A 20789-nucleotide genomic window follows, 5' to 3' on the forward strand; every position below is an offset into this window, starting at 1 on the left:
ATCCTCCTATTGCCTTCAATAGACGGTAAAGAACTGTTTCAGCGATTTATGAAACAGTTCTTTTCAATTTGAAAACGATGTCAATTCTTCATTTTTTCTGTGCACAAATAACTTCCCAGTCCTGTGGATAATGTGGATAAAAATCACAATGACTATTCTATAAACGACATTCCTCGTCATGTTTGTGGATACTTCCATACACATTCTGTGGATAAACCTGTTAGTTATGGGGAAAACTCAGAAAATTCACACCTTTATTCTCTAAACTGTTTCTTTTTATGTTCATTTTCTTAATTAAACTAAACTGCCTGGCTAGCGACCTTAATCCCAATATCCACAAGAAAATGAGATTAATTAATCATAGTTTTCATTATTTTCTTTTCAATGTTACAACCGCTTCCACATGAGCCGTCTGTGGGAACATGTCAACTGGTTGAATGCATTCAATGTTATATACGCTGCCGAGTTCCGCAAGATCTTTGGCTAGTGTAGACGGGTTACAAGAGACATAAATAAATGTGTTTGGCTTTACATCTTTAATCGTTTGAATAAGTTTACGATCAAGACCTGTTCGCGGCGGATCTGTCACTAACACATCCGGCACCCAGCCTTGCTGTTTCCACTTCGGCAGCCATTTTTCGGCCGGACCGGTTTCATATGTTGCCTTCACTCCATATTTTTTCGCATTCACGCGGGCGTCTGCAATCGATTCGGCTATTGTATCCATGCCTCGCACTTCTGCAGCTTCTCGTCCGATCCAAAGTCCGATTGTCCCCGAGCCGCAATACGCATCTGCAATTTTATCCGTCTTAGAAACATTCGCTGCCTTTTTCACTTCATCATACAGTTTGACCGTTTGTACTGGGTTGAGCTGGAAAAAAGCACGAGCTGATAAGTCGTATTCAAATTCACCTAATTTTTCAGCAATCGTATCACTTCCCGCAATTGTTTTTGTGACATCACCGAAGACAAGATGTGTATTCCCCAGATTCACATTATGTATAACAGATTTCACTGCCAACGCACGCTTCATTAATTTTTCAGCAAAAAGAACAGCTTTCGGAAATTTTTTATCTCCTGTGATCATCACTATCTGCACGTCGCCTGTTTCAATTCCAGTCCGGACAACAATCGTTTTTACACCTTGTTTTTGTTTTGCGCTATAGACTGGAATCGATAAATCGTTCATAAGCTGTTTCGCCATTTGAATCGTTTCATCAATAACATTGTGTTGAACCATACATTTTGGAATATCGACAAGTTTATTCGAATTCGGACTGTATAAACCTGCAATTACTTTTCCGCTATGAACACCTGTTTGAAACTGAGCTTTATTGCGGTAGCGCCATGGATCATTCATCCCGATCGTATCGTTTATTTTCAAATCGGCAATATTCAATGATGTGTACCGCTCAAGTGCCTGCATGAGAATCGCTTTCTTTTCCTCAAGCTGCGCGCTGTAATCAAGATGCTGCAATTGACAGCCGCCGCACTGATCATAGACCAGACAAGGAGGCGTGACGCGATGTGCTGATTTTTTACGCAGCTTTTTAATACGTGCTTCTGTAAACTTCGGCATGACTTTTGTCGCTTCTGCCGTAATTTCTTCGCCGGGCAAAGCTCCCGGTACGAAAACAGCTTTTCGCTTAAAATAGCCGACGCCTTCTCCGTTAATACCAAGACGTTTTATTGTAAGGGGAAACGTTTGTCCCATTTTCATTTCTGTTTGATTATTCATGTTTTTCACCTCTTTGCTACTTTATCACAGACGGAGTGCAATCAAAAGAATCGAAAAAAGCCGGTCATCGTGCACCGGCTAGATCATCAAGTGAGCGAAACGTATATCCCTGTTTCTTTAAATCACGAATAACATTAGACAAGGCTTCTGCATTATCTTTAGACACGCTATGAAGCAGTATAACCGCCCCGGGATGAATTTGCTTCATGATTTCATCATATGCATACTTTTTTCCTTTTGGCTGATCTGCATACCAATCCACATAAGCAACTGACCACATGACGTGCGTATACCCTTCTTTTCGCGTCGTTTTCAACACATTTTCAGAAAATATCCCACGCGGCGGCCGAACGTATTTTGTCTTTTTTTGCTTTGTCATCCTCGCTACTTCTTTTTCGACCAGTTTTAATTCTTCGATCATTGTACTGTTAGGTACTGACGTCAAATCGTAATGATGCCATGAATGGTTGCCGACGATATGACCTTCTTTCACCATTCGCTTGATCAAATCCGGTGCACTTTCCACGTAATGACCTGTTACAAAAAAAGCGGCCGGTACCTTTTCTGTTTTAAGTGTGTCTAGAATCGATTTCGTATGCCCATTTTCATATCCATTATCAAACGTTAAATAGAGAACTTTTTCATCTGAGCTTCCTTTGTAAAAAGCATCGTATTTCGCCAATAGGTCATCCAAGTTTTTTCCGGCCTCTGCCTGCTTCCCATCCATTCCTTTTTGAAATCCCCAGTGAATCGCTTCTGATGATACAACAATGACTGGCAGCATAAACATGAAGAGGAGAAAGAAAATAATTTGACGCAATACACCACCACCTTTTTTCTATATGTTGCACTGAATAAAGATGGTCAATGCGTGGAAAGTTATCACAGAAAAAGATGGTTGCTCATACTTTCATAAAAAAGCCCCGGCACACGGCCAGGGCTTCCATATTACACGAATACTGGCTCTTTAAATTTCGCCAGTTTTTCAAGTGAGGATTTATTGACTTCTTCATGAAGACTGTTGCCATGTGAATCCATTGTGACAACAGCTGTAAACCCTTCAACGCGCAGATGCCACATCGCTTCTGGAATACCAAAGTTCATTAAGTCGACACCTTCTACGCCTTTAATGCAGTCCGCATAATATTGCGCCGCACCGCCGATTGCGTTCAAATAAACACCACCATGCTCGCCAAGTGCTTGCAATGTTTTCGGACCCATGCCGCCTTTACCGATAACCGCACGGATACCGAATCGTTTCATAATATCACCTTGATAAGGCTCTTCACGGATGGATGTCGTCGGACCGGCTGCTTTCACATGCCACTGTCCTTCTGCATCTTTCAACATAACCGGTCCACAATGATAAATCACTTGCCCATTCAAATCAACAGGTGAATCATTTGTACTTAAATATTTATGTATTGCGTCACGTCCTGTGTACATCATGCCGTTAATTTTCACGACATCGCCAACTTTAAGATCCCGAATCTGTTCTTCTGTAATCGGTGCCTGTAATGTGACAACACGGCTTTCCGACTTTACTTCCTGCTCTTCTTTTTGTACTGTATCAAATGATACGTCTTCTCCGTCCTGATAATACCATTCGTTAATTTCACCCGTTTCCGTATTAACGGAAACACCAAGACGGCGATACGCCCAACAGTTATACGCAACAGAGACAAAGAAGCTCGCAGGCAGACGGTTCATAACGCCCACTTTACAGCCAAGTAAAGTCGTTTCGCCGCCAAATCCCATTGTACCGATGCCTAACTCATTCGCATGCGCCATCACGTATTCTTCTAGTTTGCGCAAGTCTTCATTTTCATTCACATCATCCACACCGCGGAACAGCTGTGCTTTGGCGAGATCGTAACCTGAGGAGCGGTCGCCACCAATGCCAACACCGATGAATCCAGCTGAACAGCCTTGCCCCTGGGCCTGATAAACGGAGTGCATAATGCATTTACGTATACCGTCGAGGTCACGCCCAGCTTTTCCAATTCCTTCGAGTTCACATGGCAAGCTGTATTGAATGTTTTTGTTTTCACAGCCCCCACCTTTTAAAATCAGACGTGCATCGATATAATCTTCTTCCCATTGTTCAAACTTAATAACCGGAGTCCCTGGGCCAAGGTTATTCCCACTGTTTGAACCATCCAATGAATCAACCGAATTTGGACGAAGTTTCCCGTCTTTCGTTGCCTGCTCCATTGCCGCATAAATCGCTTTTTGAATTTGAATTTGGTTTACGCCCACCGGTGTTTTAATTTTGAACGTCGGCATACCCGTATCCTGGCAGATTGGTGAAATATGATCATCTGCCATTTTAATATTCGTTGTAATAGTATCGAGACTCATTGCCGCACGCGTGCCTGCATTTTCACGTTCTTTTGCTGCTTTTACCGCGCGCCGGACATCTTTTGGAAGGTTTGTTGATGTTTCCACAATCAACTTATACATACTTTGCTGTAACTGTTCGTGATTCACTTTAGTTCCCCCTCGAGAATTCTTATGTTTTAAAATGTTAATAATGTTTTTATTATATCGTTCCTGCGACACGTTTAAAAGAAAATTCAGCTACTTCTCTCTTCGTAAGATCGAAAGCTACATACATATTATTGTATCGCAATGCCTTTATTAACAAGCCTTATATGTCATGCATACATTGTCACTACAACGGGATATCATAGAAATGGTAAAAGCATCAGTAAGTCGTTAATTTTTGACTAATTAATCACATTTTTAATCACTATTCATACGTTATATCTATTTATACAAAAACGTCTCAAAACTAAATTAGTTTTGAGACGTTCCTTATTTACCCGCGTATACGGAATTGTTCACATTTCAATTCAATGTCATTAATCATTCCAATTAAGCGGTCAATATCTTCCACTTCCGTTTCTTCTGGATCAATTGAATCAAGTACTTCCATGAAAATATTCAATCGTTTTTTTAAGTATACAACTTGTGTGTCTTTGTCATTGATTGGCTTCAAATCATTATCTTCCCTTCTTTTACAGCAAGTAAAAACCGATTCCCATGATGAAGTATGCGGCGAGGAGTGTCAACCCTTCAAACCAGTTCGTTTCCCCATCATTTGAAATGCTGACCGCGAGAAATACGGCTGTAATCATCGAAACAAGCTCTGGAATGGTAAATACAAGTGGCATTGGTGTCGGGAAGAATAGTGAAATTAAGACAAGAACAGGTGCTACAAACATCGCGATTTGCAATGTAGATCCGACCGCAATTTCCACTGCCACATCCATTTTGTTTTTCATTGCCATTAATATAGCTGATGCATGCTCCGCTGCATTTCCAACAATCGCGACGATAATGACCCCAATAAAAAGCTCCGACCAGCCGAACTGTTCCCCAACTGCTGCAAATGTATGAACAAGACTTTCCGCTACATACGCAACGGCAGCAGTCGCCAAAAGTAAAATACCGATCGCTTTTTTCTTTCCCCACTCCGGTTCTTCTTCTTCGTGAGCTGCGTTTCCATGTCCTTCTAGCGCCGCATATACACCGCGATGCGTAACAAGTTTAAATAATAAGCCGGCAAGATACAAAACGATCATGACAACTGAAATTCCGATACTTAAATTCAGTGTTTTCGTTTCATCCATCGATATTGAAAAAATTTCTGGAATAACAAACGCGACAACAACCGCAAAAATAAGCAACCCTGAATTGTGCCGTGCATCATGCACACTGAATGTCTGCCTCTTAAATTTCAAGCCGCCTAAGAAAAATGACAACCCGGCAACAAGAAGCAAGTTTCCAAGCACAGAACCAGTTAATGAAGCAAGTACAACTCCTACAAGCCCCGCTTTTAACGCAAAAATAGATATAATAAGTTCAACTGCATTTCCAAATGTTGCATTTAACAATCCACCAACACGCGGGCCAACAACGATTGCCAAACTTTCCGTCGCCCGCCCCATGTAGCTCGATAGCGCAATAACCGTTACGCTACAAATAATAAACATGGCGACACTCGGCCAGTGCAAAAGTGACCCCGCGATCGTAAGCGGCACACCGACCACAATCAATGCAGCAAATATTTTCCCCATAATTCCACTCTCCATGAATTAAAGTAAATAGTATATCCATCTATCATTACCCACTATTTACTTTTTTTACACGAAAAAAACATTATTTTATCTCAAATGTTTCTACCACTTCAATCGCCGGGACAACAGATTGTACCATCGAACAGTTTTTCCGCGTTAATTCGATCGCTTTTTTTACTTTTTCTTCTTTTAACCCTATTCCTTTAATTATGAAATGAACGGATATTTTTTCTACTCGGTCTACTTCATTAGGATTGCGCTTTACGTCTGTTTGAATTGTCATATCTTCAATCTCAATGCGCTGCTTTGCAAAAATTTTGCGTAAAACACCACCGCTGCAAACAGCTATAGATGATACTAACAACTGATATGGACGAAAACCGTACTCCTCATCTCCTGAAATATCAAGTTTTCCATAAGGGAATTCAGCGGTAAATCCATTTTCTTTCATTTTAAATTCCATATTAAACACTCCTTTTTGGTTTCGTTTCTATTGTAGCGAATCGATGCAAATGCACCAACTAAAATTTCTTGCATCGCGTAATTTATATGATATAATGAACTTACATTATAATAATTATAAAATAAAAATGAATCTATTCTAATTGAAAGATGTTATCATTAAGCACTTTTAATGATAAATATGCTTTCTGATGATGATCTTCATTCTCAATTAAAAAAGGAGGAAATAAGATGACCACTTATACTGAGAATGCTCCACTTCGAACTAGCCTGTTCGATAAAATGAAACCACATTTCGAATTAATCGCTGCCTTGTTCAGCGGTATACTTATTCTCACCGGCTGGATACTTGACCATAATGGAATGGAAACGATGTCTGTTGTTGCCTATTTATCGGCATTTGTCATTGGCGGTTTTGCAAAAGCAAAAGAAGGTATTGAAGAAACAGTTAAAAATAAAGAATTAAATGTGGAAATGCTGATGATTTTGGCAGCGGCCGGTTCTGCTGCGATCGGGTACTGGACAGAAGGCGCCATTTTAATTTTTATTTTCGCTGTCAGCGGTGCGCTTGAAACCTATACGTTAAATAAAAGTCAGCGAGAAATATCAGCATTAATGGATATTCAGCCTGACACAGCGTTGCTCGTCCGCGGTGGCATAGAAGTAAAAGTCCATGTGTCTGAATTGATACGCGGTGATATGATTGTTGTCAAACCGGGTGAACGTGTACCGGCAGACGGCATCCTGAGAAAAGGACATACGACGATCGATGAAACTGCGATTACCGGTGAGTCGATTCCAGTATCAAAAGAAGCAGGCGCTGATGTGTTTGCTGGCACAGTGAACATGACTGGTTCTGTTTACATTGAAGTCACAAAAAGATCTGATGAAACGCTATTTCAAAAAATTATCGATCTCGTCCAATCGGCGCAAAGTGAAAAATCGCCGTCCCAGCAGTTCATTGAAAAATTCGAAGGCACATATGTAAAAGTAGTATTGTTTGTGGTCGCTGTCATGATGTTTCTTCCTCATTTTGTTCTTGGATGGAGCTGGACAGAGACATTTTATCGAGCGATGGTACTACTTGTTGTCGCATCGCCATGTGCACTCGTCGCATCAATTATGCCGGCGACATTATCCGCTATTTCTAGCGGTGCCCGCAGCGGAATTCTGTTTAAAGGCGGAGCCCATTTAGAAAGTTTGAGCCATGTAAAAGCAATCGCGTTTGATAAAACGGGTACGTTAACACGGGGTAAACCGGAAGTAACGGACATGATCATCCGTGAAGGACTAAACCGTGATTCTTTATTGAAAGCAGCCGCTTCCATCGAAAGCCGCTCGAATCATCCGCTTGCTCACGCTGTCGTTCGTTACGTGCAAAATGAACAGATTCCATTTTCTCCTCCTGATCACCTTGAAGACGTCGCCGGATGGGGAGTAAATGGCACGATTGATCAAAAAGAATGGAAAATCGGGAAAGCAGCTTTTGTCGGAAAAGAAGAAGCTGACGCATTTGCGAACGGTGCGTCATTAGCGTTTGCTGAGGATGGTAAAACGACGATTTTTGTAGCCGATCATGAAGGTATAGCAGCTGTCATTGCACTAAAAGATATCATTCGTGATGAAACGAAGCAGGCGCTGAAAATATTGCAGGATGAGGGTATTTTCACCATTATGTTAACCGGGGATAGTGAAAAAACAGCTAAAGCGATCGCCGCTGAAACAGCTCTTGGCTCTTATATTGCCGAATGTTTACCGGAGCATAAAGTAGATCATGTGAAAGACTTGCTTGAAAAATACGGTACGGTCGCAATGGTTGGTGACGGAATCAACGATGCACCAGCGCTAGCAACAGCATCTGTCGGGATTGCGATGGGTGAAGGATCTGATGTAGCTCTTGAGACGGCTGATATTGTCTTAATGAAAAATGAATTGCCGAAAATTGCCGAAGCCATTAAGCTATCCCGCAAAATGCAGCGAATTGTGAAACAAAATGTGATCTTCTCTATTTCAGTAATCGCGTTATTAATCATCTCAAACTTCTTTCAAGTGCTTGATTTGCCATTCGGCGTTCTGGGACATGAAGGCAGCACGATCCTCGTTATTTTAAATGGTCTGCGCCTTTTAAAGCGAACATAAAAACCGGCTTGAGCTTCTCGCTCAAGCCAGTTTTTTATGTTAGACCATCCCTCGTTTTTGATCGTTTCGGAGTGCATTAATTTCACCTCCAATTAGAATGATCATCGCCGATAAATACAGCCAGATCATTAAGATAATGACCCCCCCGATACTTCCGTATGTAGCAGAGTAATTCCCAAAATTGTTGACATAAAATGAAAAGCCAAGCGATACAATAATCCAACCGAGTACAGCAAATACAGCACCTGGAAAAACGGTCACATATTTCACCTTTAAGTTCGGAGCCATATAATAAAGACCGACGAACACAAAGAATAAAACAATAGGAGGAAGCAAGAACCTAATCCATGTCCAGATGACAATAAATTGCTCACCCATACCAAGAAATTCAAACGCGAATTCGCCAATTTTCTGACCAAACACGAGTAAAATAAGCATCACCGCAATAACAAAAATAAACGCGAACGTGAGCAAAATAGACAAGCCACGTGCATGATAAAACGCGCGTGTTTCCTTCACGTCATACGCATGGTTTAGCCCTTTAACAACAGCATTCATCGCATTGGAAGCGGACCAAATCGTCCCGAGAAAACCGAAAGATAACAGACCGCTATTTTGAGAAGAGGTCACTTCTTGAATCGTATCTTGGACCATGCTCAATGAATCCGACGGAGCAAAATCTTTAATAATATTAAAAATTTCATTTGGATCAAGTGGCAAATATCCAAGCAGGGTCACCATAAAGATCATGAGCGGGAATATAGAGAGCAGAAAAAAATATGCCATTTGTGCTCCAACACCCGGCACATCAGATGCTTTAATCCTCCTTACTAAATGTTTAAAGAAAATACGAAATTCTGTTTTTTTCTCTGTGTGTTCTGCCAAAGATGCTTCCCTCCGATATTATGACAGCGGTTGTGCGCTGTCAGCAGAAGCCGCCGGATTTTGTCCTTGCGGTACAAAAGTTGTTTTTGTTTCATTGACAAGCTCTTTCACTTCCGGTGTCAATTCTTTCAAATTATCCACTTTATCTTTAATGAATGACACATCTTCATTAATTTTTTGGGCTGTTGTCGTTGCACGATCGATCAACTCCCTTGATGATGCCGTTAACTGCTCTGGATCTTTTGCAAGTGCAACTAAATACTGAGCCCACGAAGACATTTCATTACGCGTATTCCGGTCTAGAAGTGCGATGACACCTCCGACTGCTGCTCCGACTGCTACACTGACAAAAAATTTGCTTTTTCCCATTAAATATTCATCCTTTCTTTATTTCAATACAACATGTATTCGGCTGATGCAACCTATTTTCCTTTTTACTGTTGAAGCTTTTCCCTTTTTGTTAAAAACTGAAACACAAAGTTGCCAAAAACATTTTTTATAAATATTATCTTTATTTTCCGTAAAATTACACCAAGTAAAGGAGACGTTAAGGAGGGATTTTATGAATCATGATAAATTATTAAAAATACTTGAAATTATCAGCTCTTTTATCTGGGGACCTCCCCTCTTAATTTTAATTGTTGGTACAGGGGTTTATCTCACTTTCCGGATTAGCTTTCTTCAAATTTATCTTCTTCCATATTCATTAAAGATTGCGTTCAGTAAAACTCAAGACAAGAAAGCTGAAGGCGATATTTCTCACTTTCAGGCACTAATGACTGCACTTGCAGGGACAATTGGAACCGGAAATATCGTCGGTGTCGCAACAGCTATCTTAATCGGCGGTCCAGGCGCCTTGTTCTGGATGTGGACGAGCGCATTTTTTGGGATGGCCACAAAATACGCAGAAGCTGTTCTTGCTGTTAAATACCGTATGCAAGACAAAAATGGTGAAATGTCTGGGGGACCGATGTATTATTTGGATCGTGGTCTCAACCAAAAATGGCTCGGTGTCTTATTCGCTTTATTCGGTGCTATTGCCGCTTTTGGAATCGGAAACCTTGTACAGGCAAACTCTGTTGCAAGTGTTGTGAAATCTACATTTGACGTACCTACTTGGATTACAGGTGTTGTCTTAACCATCTTTAGTGCACTCGTACTGCTAGGCGGTATTAAAAGCATCGGACGTGTTTCAGCTTTCTTCATCCCAATCATGGCTTCATTTTATATGATTGCCGGTTTGATCGTGTTGTCCATGAATATTACAGAAATCCCAGCTGCTATAGCACTTATTTTAACAGATGCCTTTACGGGAGAGGCAGTAGCTGGCGGTGCAATCGGTACGGTCATCCGTTACGGTGTCGCGCGTGGCGTATTCTCCAATGAAGCTGGTCTTGGTTCCGCTCCCATTGCCGCAGCTGCGGCAAAAACAGATTTGCCGGCCCGGCAGGCACTCGTTTCCATGACACAAGTATTTATTGATACGATCATCATCTGTTCGATTACGGGACTAACAATTGTTCTTGCGGGTCAGTACGATTCTGGTTTTCGAGGAAGCGAGCTCACAACAGCTTCATTTAATACATTCCTTGGTTCTTCCGGTTCCTATATCGTAGCGATCGGCCTAATATTCTTCGCTTCATCAACGATTATTGGATGGGCGTATTATGGTGAAAAATGTTTCTCTTATTTATTCAGTAAACAAATCGTGAAATATTACCGAATCGTGTTTGTTCTTGCTGTGTTTGTCGGTGCTGTGACAAGTCTTGATCTTGTCTGGACATTCTCAGATATTATGAATGGTTTAATGGCCCTGCCGAATTTAATTGGTCTTCTTGGACTATCCGGTGTCGTCGTTGCTGAAACACACCAGGTACTCAAAAAGATTCAAGAAGAAAAACGCACCGTATAATGCAAAACCATCAGACTTATTTTGTCGGCTTTTTATGTTGTTGACAAGATTATAAAACAATGGAATGATTATAAAAAATGAAAAAGGTGACATAACAGTGGATCTAAATGTAAAGTCAACAGAAAACATTCAGTACATGGTCGATGCAATTACAAAGAAACTGCGGATGGTCAATACTGGTGCGATTAGTCCAGAACACTTTAGCAGTTCTTCTTATGAAGAATTAAAAGATATTTATGAACTCGTCGCTCGTAAAAATACATTCAGCCCGAATGAAATGCAAGCGATCGCCGAAGAACTTGGCAATTTGCGCAAGTAAAAACAAAAAAGCTGTCCCTAGCCGTTGATCACCGACTAGGGACAGCTTTTTATTATTCAGCCAGCAATTTAATTGATTCACGGTTAAATGCCTGAAGATCCTCTGGCATACAAAAAGGATAATGTGAAAATATCACTCTGTCATTCTGTTGCTTTCGGTACAGATTGATCCGTCTGTCCTTTAGGCAATATTAAAATTTCGACACGCCGATTTTGCGCACGCCCCGATGCGAAATCATTTGAAACGTTCGGCTGATATTCGCCATATCCTTTCGCGCTAAACAAACGTGGGTCCAGCTTCTCATTTTTTAAAATCTCTTTCATAAAGTTTACAGCCCGCATTGCGCTAAGTTCCCAATTGGAATCAAACTCAGCCGTTTTAATTGGTACGTTATCCGTATGTCCGCTAATAATGATGCTGCGCGGGATGTCCATGACGAGCAGTTCTGAAATTCCCTGCGCACTGACCACCTGTTCCGGTTGAATTTCTGCTGAGCCTGAATTAAAAAGCACATTATCACGAATACGAAGCAGCAGTCCTTCCCCATTTAATGTGGTCTCCACTTTATCTTGCAAATTATTTTCATTAATATAATGTGTCATTTTTTCTTGCATTTTAATCAATTCTTCGCGATCTTCTTTCTCAAGCCCATTTAGTTGTTGGCGCTCTGTTTCCTTTTCTGACTTGGAGTCATTCTCTATTGGACTTGGGAATTCAAGAACACCGCTTCCACCTTTCAACTCATTATTGAAAACAGCCGAAATAGCCTGAAATTTTTGAGCATCAATGGAGCTACTGGCGAATAGGACGATAAAAAGAGCGAGTAGAAGCGTTAATAAATCAGAATACGGGAGAAGCCAAGATTCATCAATATGGTTGTCAGATCTTTTCTTTTTACGTTTCGCCATATCCATCTTCTCCTTCTGATGAGTTCAATAACTTTCTCTTCTCATCCGCCGGCAAATAAGAAGCAAGTTTCTGCTCGAGAACACGTGGTGCTTCTCCTTCAAGAATCGACAAAATACCTTCAATCATTATTTCTTTTACTTTTGCTTCTAATAGTGATTTTCGTTTTAATTTATTGGCAAAAGGATGCCAGAATACATAACCTGTGAATATCCCTAACAAAGTAGCCACGAAAGCCGCTGAAATAGCATGTCCAAGTGCATCGGTATCGCTCATATTTCCAAGTGCAGCAATCAATCCTATTACAGCACCGAGTACTCCTAGTGTCGGAGCATACATCCCTGCTTGCGAAAAAATAGCTGCGCCTGCAAGGTGGCGGTCTTCCATAGCAGCTATTTCTTCACTAAGGACGTCCCGAATATAGTCTGCGCTTTGTCCATCAACAGCTAAACTAAGTCCATTTTTCAAAAAGTCATCGTCAATTTCATTCATTTTTGTTTCTAGTGAAAGAAGTCCTTCTTTACGTGCAAGTTCCGACCACCCTGTAAATAAATAAATGACTTCCTGTATGGTCATCAGTTTTTGTTCTTTAAACAAAATACCAAATAGCTTCGGCACTCTCTTTAACTCCGATCCTGGAAACGCAATAGTTACCGCGGCGATCGTTCCTAAAATAATGATCAAAATAGCGGCCGGGTTAATAAGAACTTGAGGGCTTACCCCTTTCATAATCATGCCAATACCTACTGCAATAAGGCCTAATAAGACTCCAATGAGCGATGCTTTATCCATATTCTATCTCCATCCTATTTCTATTAGCCTATTTCTCGACTATATTTACCCATTATTCTACACGTTCTTGACCTAAAAGAGAATGCTCTACGAATGAAATTTATGCTTCTATGCCAAAATATAATCTTAACAAAATCTTATTCATCATTTTACATTCTTCTGTTAAAATGAAGTGACTATACTAAATGAGGTCAATTCACCTATGATAAATTTACCTGAATTTTATAATTATAATATTGTTGTGCTATCAAACTTGATTGCCGTCATCGGTTTCTATGTAACATTAACGATAAATGAACAAATCGTTCATTCAATCCGCAGAAGAACGAATATATGGCTTATAACAGCAGCACTATCCACAGGATTGACCACTTGGACATTGCACTTTGTCAGTATGATGGCTTTTTCAGTTCCAATTCCGATTCAGTACAACATCTCTTTAATGTTTTTATCGATGATTCCCGCTATTTTAGCAGCATACGCTGCTTTTTATATCCTTTATAAAATAAGTAGACACTGGTGGACATTCGGCGCTGCTTCAATTATTATCAGTCTCGGTATTGCCTTAACGCACGATATAGGCATGATGTCTATCATAATCGATAGTGATATACAGTATGATCCCTTTTATCGTTTTTTAGCGATATCGACTGCCATTGCAGCCTCATATGCGGCGATTCGTTTCTTTTATTATTTTACCCAGAAGCGCAATGTTCGACTAAAAATCATCGCGTCGCTTTTAATGGGCTCTGCTATCAGCGGCATGCACTACATCAGCATGTACTCAGCTGATTTTTATGTATCAGGTGGATTTGTCCTTCCAGAGCAAAATCAACCTTCATCAGATATGTTAGTTGTGCTTATTTTATTGCCTGCTATTATGATTTTCCTGTTCATTACAATCCTTTCTTTTTTGGACCGGAGAACAGCCATACAACTTGCCTATACAGATGATTTAACAAACCTGCCTAATCGGCGCAGCCTGAAACAATTTGTTCATGCGCGGACAACGCCGTTAAATTTGCCGATTGCCTTAGTCATTATCGATATCGACAATTTTAAATGGATAAATGAAACCTATGGATATGAGAGCGGCAATGAGCTACTTACTGAATTTGCATCAAGATTAAAAAAAGCAATTCCGGAAAATAGCATTGCAGCCCGTATTGAAGGGAATAAATTTGCCGTTGCTATTCCTGGCACATTCAGTCATCAAGAAATCCGTACTTTGTTAACGAAACAATTTAGTTCGCTTCTGAAGTCATTTCATGCATTTGGTGAACCAACTCCTATCACGTTTTCAGCCGGAGTCGCACTGGCACCGGAACACGGGTCTAACTGCAACATTTTAATCTTAAACGCAGAGCAGGCTCTTCGTCACGTGAAGAATAACGGTAAAAATGAGCTTGTTGTGTATAATTCTAATTTTCATAATCAGGATAAGGAACGGCACATTGCTATGAGTTTTCAAAGTGCACTTGAAAATGGAGAATTTTATTTATGCTATCAACCAAAATTCAATCTTCATACTGGAAAAATCGACTCTGCTGAAGCACTGATCCGTTGGGAAAGTCCAGTGCATGGCTTCGTTTCACCCGCGAAATTTATTCCAATTGCTGAGAAAAATGGATTTATTTTTGATTTAACGAAGTGGATTTTAAACGAAGCATGCCGCCAGATGAAAATATGGCAGCATGATCATCATCTAATCGAACGCATTGCTGTTAATATATCGGCACCGATGTTTTTATCAGATCGTCTAATTGAAATTGTCAAGTACACATTACAGGCACATGATCTTAATCCTAGACATCTTGAACTAGAAATCACGGAAACATCAATTATGCAACAGTTTGATAATGCACTCAATGTTATTGATGCTTTGAAAAAAGAAGGCGTCTCTATTTCACTCGATGATTTTGGAACCGGCGTCTCCTCTCTGACTTATTTAAAAATGCTGCCGATTCATATATTAAAAATCGACAAATCATTTATTGACGATGTGCATACTTCTTATGAAGACAAAGCACTTGTGGAAATGATTATCCAGCTTGCCAAATTGTTTGATCTTACCGTCATTGCAGAAGGTGTCGAAAAAGTAGAACAGCTAAACGTTTTGAAAGAGCTTGGATGCGATTATATACAAGGATATTTTATTAGCAGACCGGAACGAGCGGAAGTGCTCAATGCACACTACGGACGAAGAGAATACAAATCATAAAAAAACAGGGAATCCTATCATCTAAGATTCCCTGCTTTTTTATTTTACGCCTCTAAAGCCAGTGCCGGTCCGAAAAATTCATATTTTACATTATTTTCACTAAAGCCTAGCGCTGTCAAATGACTGACGACTGCACGCATAAACGGAACCGGTCCGCATACATAGCATACGCTGTTTGGATCAACGACCTGCTGTAAAAAGGCTTGGCTTACATAACCCGTGATGTCGCACACTTCCGATTCATCTTTTTTCGCTTCATACGCAATGTACATTTTTCCATCGTTTAACTTTTCAACGAGTGCCGCTGCCTCTTTGCCAAACGCATGTGCGTCTTTATTGCGCGCTGCATGAATGAAGACTGTTTTGCGATTCGGCTCATTTTCGGCAATCGAACCGAGCATTGCCATCATCGGAGTAATTCCAACACCGCCTGAAATTAATGCGACCGGCTGCTCCTCTTTTTCTAAATAGAAATCACCAGCAGGCGGACTTACTTCAATTGTATCGCCTACATTTAATCGATCGTGTAGGTAATTTGATACTTTTCCTTGTGGATTATAATCTGCTTCCCGTTTGACTGAAATACGGAAACAGTCGCTTCCTGGTGTTTGAGACAAACTGTACTGACGATTCAACAAATACTGATGCCCAGGAATCGATAAACGAATCGTAATATACTGCCCTGGTAAATACCATGGAACGGGTACGCCATCTTTTGCTTTTAAATAAAAAGATGTAATAAGTGAACTTTCCGTTACTTTCTTTTCAACGATAAATTCTTTAAAGTCTTCCCAGCCGCCTGACTTCTCAGCTGCCTCTGCATACATCTCTTTTTCAATATCAATAAACACTTGTGCGATCACGCCATATGCTTCGCCCCATGCACCAATAATTTCATCTGTTGCTGCATCGCCCAGTACTCCTTTAATCGCTTTTAATAAATATTCACCGACGATTGGATAATGTTCTGGTTTCACCGTCAAACTGCGATGCTTTTGAGCAATTTGCTTCACTGTTGGAAGGAGCACCTCAAGCTGATCGATATACATTGCTGCCGCGTACACTGTATTGGCAAGAGCAGTCTGTTGGCGGCCTTGTGATTGATTTGCATGATTAAACACATTTAATAGTTCAGGATGCGCTTCAAATAATGTTTTGTAAAAATAAGTTGTAATTTCAACACCGTGTGTTTCTAAAATAGGAGCGGTTGACTTGACAATATCAATTGTTTTTTGTGATAGCACGATAATTCCCCCCAATTCATGTTTTAAAAGATGTATTTTATTTATATCTTATTTATACTAGATCAAATCATAAAAAGCAATATATAAAATACACCTTTTCAGAAATGTTCACAATTGCACTCAATTGTGACCCATGCCATAATGTAAATAGGATAGGTGAGAAAATGAAATTAACATTATATACAGATTATTCGCTTCGTGTTTTACTTTATCTTGGTTCATATAATGAAGATAAATTGTCCAATATAAAAGAAATTGCTGAAGCCTATGCTATTTCTAAAAACCACTTAATGAAAGTGACTCATGAGCTCGGCAAACTCGGCTACATTGAAACGCTGCGCGGCCGTAACGGTGGCATCCGGCTGGCGATAGAGCCCGAAAAAATCAATATTGGTGCCGTCGTTCGGAAAACGGAAGATGATTTTCACATTGTCGAATGCTTTTCTGAAGAAAAAAACAGCTGTGTTATTGCCCCAGTCTGTGGTCTGAAACACGTTTTATTTGAAGCATTGCAGGCATATCTCGCGGTACTTGACCGCTATACGCTCGCTGACTTAATAACGAATAAAGACATGCTCCGCACATTATTGAACTCAGACGCATCATTCAAACAATGATGCGTTCTTTTTGTTACAATGAAACCATTACCTAATATAAAGGAGAATATCCCATGACTACTTTTCAAGAACAGCTTGAGAAATATGCACAACTTTCAATAACAACCGGTGTAAATGTACAACCCGATCAATCACTTGTTATCCGTGCGACACTTGATGCCGCTGAACTTGTTCGTCTTGTCGTTCAAAAAGCATATGAAGCGGGCGCAAAACACGTATACGTTGACTGGAGTGACGATACGGTTTCCCACTTAAAATATAAACTTGCGCCTGATTCAGCATTTAATGAATTCCCTGCATGGAACAAATTAATGATGGAAACACTCGCTGAAGAAGGTGCGGCTTTTATGTCCATTATTTCTTCAAGTCCGGATTTATTGAAGGACGTTGATTCAAAGCGGATCGCTGCTTATCAAAAAACAGCTGGTGCCGCCATGAAAAAATATCGTGAATATATTCAATCTGACAAAGTAAGCTGGACAGTCATTGCTGCTCCATCAAAAGAATGGGCAGATAAAGTATTTGCTTACCTTCCTGAAGAAGAGCGTATTCCCGCCCTATGGAACGCCATCTTCAAATCGGTTCGTGCCGATCACAATGACCCGGTACAATCATGGAAAGAACATGACGCTCGTCTTTGTGAAAAAGTCGCTGTATTAAATGAAAAACATTTTAAAACGCTTCACTACACTGCACCAGGAACAGATTTAACGATCGATCTGCCTGACAATCATTTATGGGTCGGTGCCGGTAGTGTCAATGAACAGGGTCATTCATTTATGGCGAATATGCCGACAGAAGAAGTGTTTACCGTACCAGTTAAAACAGGTGTAAACGGGTATGTGAAAGCGACGAAACCACTTAGCTACGCTGGTAACATTATTAACGGATTTACGATTACGTTTGAAAAAGGACGCATTGTCAATGTGATAGCAGACGAAGGAGAAGATGTTTTACGGCAGCTTATTGAAACAGATGAGGGCGCTCATTATTTAGGTGAAGTCGCGCTCGTTCCTCACAATTCTCCTATTTCGAACGCCGGTATTTTATTCTTCAATACATTATTTGATGAAAATGCATCGAATCATTTAGCGATCGGCAGCTCATACGCATTTTGTATTGAAGGCGGCAAAGCAATGTCACAGGATGAACTAGAGAAAAACGGCCTTAATACAAGCATGACACATGTTGATTTCATGATCGGTTCTGCTGATATGAATATCGATGGCATTATGCAAGATGGCACATGTGAACCCGTTTTCCGCAATGGAAACTGGGCATGAATGAAAAAGAACTTTATTTAAAGACGTTTTAAGCTCTTTAATCCTTTATTGGTCACCGTTTCCTTAGCCACGTGTTTCTGTATACTAGGCAGCACGTGGCTATATTTATGTAACGTAATTTGGATAGAAGTGTTTCCAATCCGCTCTGATATAAATGATGTTTTCTTCAAAATCAATATCTTTCCATTCATCATTACTTCTTTAATCCAACCCATAAATTATCCATAATTTTTCCATGTACAGGATATTCACATTTCATTGTGATTCTGTTTTTGCCAAAACGAATTAACCCACCTTCTACTAAACGATGTTTAACCCATTCAATAAGACTAACTCCACTAGTAAAATGAAAGGAGATATTCATGAGTGTTACATCGCAATTGACCGCCAACACTGACTTTATTATGATGGATAAGTAGCTATAACATCGAGGTGAGCATATGAGCGAATGGATCACAGTGGTAGAAATGAGCAAAAAAACAAATATTCCCCAAGAAACAGTGAAAAGATATATGTCCATGCATGAGCATTTACTAAGAATGAAGAAAGAACATGGAACCTATCAACTACACGAAGATTGCTTTGACGTATTAACTAAAATTCGCGAATTATATAAGCAGGGAAAAATGAATGAAGAAGTGGACAAGTTACTGACCTCGTCTGGTACTCCAATGATGGTTGATGTTGCGAGCGAAGCGGATGAGATAGTAAGTGCCGATATGAGCAAAGTTGTTGCAGATATTAAAGTGGCACTCGAAGAACAGAAGCAAGCATCTTCCAAACAAAAGGAATTGAATAAAATTCTTTTAAATTTGCTTAAAACACATTCCGAAAAACTCGATGCTCCACAGAAATACATTGAAGATAGTGTAAAACGTAGAGACGAACAACTCATGGAATCGTTACGTATAAGTCAAAAAGCAAAGAAATTATCGCTTTCTGTTCAAGCAAGCGAGAAAGAAGAAAAGAAAGAATCATGGTTTAAGAGGATTTTCAAATAAGGGGAATACGATTGTGTAAATAAGTCGCACCATTTGATTGACACACAACTCATTTGTAGGAAGTGTCATTCATTCCAACATAAAAACTCTAAGGGTGTAGTAACCCGATTTCATATATAAACACTTTCAGGATTACTTTCCACTTTAATCCCTATTTCCTTTTTATTCATTCATCCGATGCTGCTTTAATAAAGGATACCGGCTGATTAAATGCCGGTGTCCTTTATTAATTAAAAGCTAAAGTCATTTAGTCGATTGTAATATTTAATTAAAAATTCATAAAATAATTTTTCAGATGGCGGCAAAGGCCGTGTTTTTGTAATAATCACCCCCACTGTTCTCGTTACGCGCGGCACGCTAATTGGAATACTAATCGTACCCATCGGTGTATGGTCAATAAGCAGTGTCTCCGGGAGCAGACTTACACCAAGTCCCGCTTCCACAAGTCCTTTAATCGTATAAGCGTCATCGCTTTCAAATGCAACTGCCGGTTCAAAATTCACTTGACGGCACGCTTCAATGACAAGGGCACGCATATCATAACCGGTACGGAACAGAACGAACTGATCATCCATTAAATCACGCAAATTAAGTGATTCCTGTTTTGATAGGCGATGATGAATTGGAATAAGGGCACGCATATGTTCCGAGAAAAAGATGTTTGTCTCAATATCCGGTGACGGTTCTGGAACAGGGGATACAAATGCCAGATCAATTTCTCCTTTTTGAACAAGTTCCCGCAGTTCACGATTTGACCCTTGATTAAAATCAAATCCGACATCAGAATATTGACTGCGAAACGCTGAAATCACACGAGGTAACGTTTTCGTCGCCAACGAGTTCGGAAAACCTAACCGAATTTTGCCCGCTTCTGGATTTAAGTAATCATCAACCGCCTGCACCGCTTTATCCATCGCATCCATCGCCGTTTCGGCATACTGCAAAAAAATCTTACCCGCATGCGTCAAGCGAACACTACGCCCTTCACGTAAAAACAATTTTACACCGAGTTCATCTTCCAATTTTGCGATTTGCCGGCTGACAGCAGATTGAGCGACATGAAGGCGATGGGCCGCTTCTGTGACATGTTCTTCTTTCGCAACTTCCATAAAATATTTAATTTGGCGTATCTCCATATTTACTCCCCCTCCAATTCATCTCAATATGAGATCGAAAACTTAATAACAA

The 20789-nt window shown here is 40.2% G+C and carries 19 protein-coding genes; 7 read left to right on the forward strand and 12 right to left on the reverse strand.

Annotated features, from left to right (window positions below):
* Positions 1-370: 370 nt before the first annotated feature.
* The 6 genes from rlmD to BLL40_RS11645 form a co-directional block, all read right to left on the reverse strand.
* The gene (rlmD, locus tag BLL40_RS11620) at positions 371-1738 is read right to left on the reverse strand and encodes a 23S rRNA (uracil(1939)-C(5))-methyltransferase RlmD (RefSeq protein ID WP_073712074.1); all 1368 of its coding nucleotides are present in this window, start codon (positions 1736-1738) and stop codon (positions 371-373) included.
* A 64-nt stretch (positions 1739-1802) separates the two neighbouring features.
* On the reverse strand, positions 1803-2528 hold the full coding sequence (pdaA, locus tag BLL40_RS11625) for a delta-lactam-biosynthetic de-N-acetylase (protein WP_245797948.1): 726 nt from the start codon (positions 2526-2528) through the stop codon (positions 1803-1805).
* Positions 2529-2686: 158 nt separating this feature from the next.
* The gene (locus tag BLL40_RS11630) at positions 2687-4201 is read right to left on the reverse strand and encodes a fumarate hydratase (RefSeq protein WP_173799926.1); all 1515 of its coding nucleotides are present in this window, start codon (positions 4199-4201) and stop codon (positions 2687-2689) included.
* 358 nt (positions 4202-4559) lie between these two features.
* Positions 4560-4739: an SE1561 family protein gene (locus BLL40_RS11635; protein ID WP_073712077.1), complete on the reverse strand. Its 180-nt coding sequence runs from the start codon at positions 4737-4739 to the stop codon at positions 4560-4562.
* Positions 4740-4758: 19 nt separating this feature from the next.
* Positions 4759-5820 carry a calcium/proton exchanger gene (gene cax, locus BLL40_RS11640; RefSeq protein WP_073712078.1) on the reverse strand — a complete coding sequence of 354 codons (1062 nt, stop codon included), beginning with the start codon at positions 5818-5820 and terminating at the stop codon, positions 4759-4761.
* 82 nt (positions 5821-5902) lie between these two features.
* A complete protein-coding gene (locus BLL40_RS11645) occupies positions 5903-6283 on the reverse strand; it encodes an OsmC family protein (protein WP_073712079.1) in 381 nt (126 codons plus the stop codon).
* A 230-nt stretch (positions 6284-6513) separates the two neighbouring features.
* On the opposite strand from BLL40_RS11645, the gene BLL40_RS11650 reads away from it, so the two are divergent.
* Complete coding sequence (locus tag BLL40_RS11650) at positions 6514-8421, forward strand: heavy metal translocating P-type ATPase (RefSeq protein ID WP_073712080.1); 1908 nt, start codon at positions 6514-6516, stop codon at positions 8419-8421.
* A gap of 39 nt (positions 8422-8460) precedes the next feature.
* On the opposite strand, the gene BLL40_RS11655 is transcribed toward BLL40_RS11650, so the two are convergent.
* Entirely contained in the window at positions 8461-9306 is an 846-nt protein-coding gene (locus BLL40_RS11655; protein ID WP_083566503.1) for a YihY/virulence factor BrkB family protein, read from the reverse strand.
* A gap of 18 nt (positions 9307-9324) precedes the next feature.
* The gene (locus BLL40_RS11660) at positions 9325-9675 is read right to left on the reverse strand and encodes a hypothetical protein (protein WP_073712081.1); all 351 of its coding nucleotides are present in this window, start codon (positions 9673-9675) and stop codon (positions 9325-9327) included.
* 193 nt (positions 9676-9868) lie between these two features.
* Here BLL40_RS11660 and BLL40_RS11665 point away from each other — a divergent pair, with 193 nt between their 5' ends.
* Together BLL40_RS11665 and BLL40_RS11670 are read left to right on the forward strand one after the other, a co-directional pair.
* The gene (locus tag BLL40_RS11665) at positions 9869-11218 is read left to right on the forward strand and encodes an alanine/glycine:cation symporter family protein (protein WP_073712082.1); all 1350 of its coding nucleotides are present in this window, start codon (positions 9869-9871) and stop codon (positions 11216-11218) included.
* A 97-nt stretch (positions 11219-11315) separates the two neighbouring features.
* The gene (locus BLL40_RS11670) at positions 11316-11537 is read left to right on the forward strand and encodes a DUF1128 domain-containing protein (RefSeq protein WP_073712083.1); all 222 of its coding nucleotides are present in this window, start codon (positions 11316-11318) and stop codon (positions 11535-11537) included.
* Positions 11538-11677: 140 nt separating this feature from the next.
* On the opposite strand, the gene motB is transcribed toward BLL40_RS11670, so the two are convergent.
* Together motB and motA are read right to left on the reverse strand one after the other, a co-directional pair.
* Positions 11678-12445 carry a flagellar motor protein MotB gene (gene motB / locus BLL40_RS11675; RefSeq protein WP_073712084.1) on the reverse strand — a complete coding sequence of 256 codons (768 nt, stop codon included), beginning with the start codon at positions 12443-12445 and terminating at the stop codon, positions 11678-11680.
* Positions 12432-13235: a flagellar motor stator protein MotA gene (gene motA / locus BLL40_RS11680; RefSeq protein ID WP_073712085.1), complete on the reverse strand. Its 804-nt coding sequence runs from the start codon at positions 13233-13235 to the stop codon at positions 12432-12434. The genes motB and motA overlap by 14 nt, the downstream gene beginning before the upstream one ends.
* A gap of 202 nt (positions 13236-13437) precedes the next feature.
* Here motA and BLL40_RS11685 point away from each other — a divergent pair, with 202 nt between their 5' ends.
* Positions 13438-15456, forward strand: a complete 2019-nt coding sequence (locus tag BLL40_RS11685) for a putative bifunctional diguanylate cyclase/phosphodiesterase (RefSeq protein WP_073712086.1) — start codon at positions 13438-13440, stop codon at positions 15454-15456.
* A gap of 44 nt (positions 15457-15500) precedes the next feature.
* Here BLL40_RS11685 and hmpA read toward each other — a convergent pair whose 3' ends face one another.
* On the reverse strand, positions 15501-16700 hold the full coding sequence (gene hmpA, locus BLL40_RS11690) for an NO-inducible flavohemoprotein (RefSeq protein ID WP_073712087.1): 1200 nt from the start codon (positions 16698-16700) through the stop codon (positions 15501-15503).
* A 164-nt stretch (positions 16701-16864) separates the two neighbouring features.
* On the opposite strand from hmpA, the gene BLL40_RS11695 reads away from it, so the two are divergent.
* The 3 genes from BLL40_RS11695 (at position 16865) to BLL40_RS11710 (ending at position 19601) form a co-directional block, all read left to right on the forward strand.
* The gene (locus BLL40_RS11695) at positions 16865-17317 is read left to right on the forward strand and encodes an Rrf2 family transcriptional regulator (protein WP_073712088.1); all 453 of its coding nucleotides are present in this window, start codon (positions 16865-16867) and stop codon (positions 17315-17317) included.
* Positions 17318-17370: 53 nt separating this feature from the next.
* Positions 17371-18600, forward strand: coding sequence for an aminopeptidase (locus BLL40_RS11700; protein WP_073712089.1), 1230 nt, complete (start codon positions 17371-17373; stop codon positions 18598-18600).
* A 440-nt stretch (positions 18601-19040) separates the two neighbouring features.
* Entirely contained in the window at positions 19041-19601 is a 561-nt protein-coding gene (locus BLL40_RS11710) for a MerR family transcriptional regulator (protein WP_073712091.1), read from the forward strand.
* Between the two features lie 230 nt (positions 19602-19831).
* On the opposite strand, the gene gltC is transcribed toward BLL40_RS11710, so the two are convergent.
* Complete coding sequence (gene gltC, locus BLL40_RS11715) at positions 19832-20737, reverse strand: glutamate biosynthesis transcriptional regulator GltC (RefSeq protein WP_073712092.1); 906 nt, start codon at positions 20735-20737, stop codon at positions 19832-19834.
* Positions 20738-20789 lie beyond the last annotated feature (52 nt).

The organism is Domibacillus mangrovi (assembly GCF_001906925.1).
GTDB classification, from domain to species: Bacteria; Bacillota; Bacilli; order Bacillales; family Domibacillaceae; genus Domibacillus; species Domibacillus mangrovi.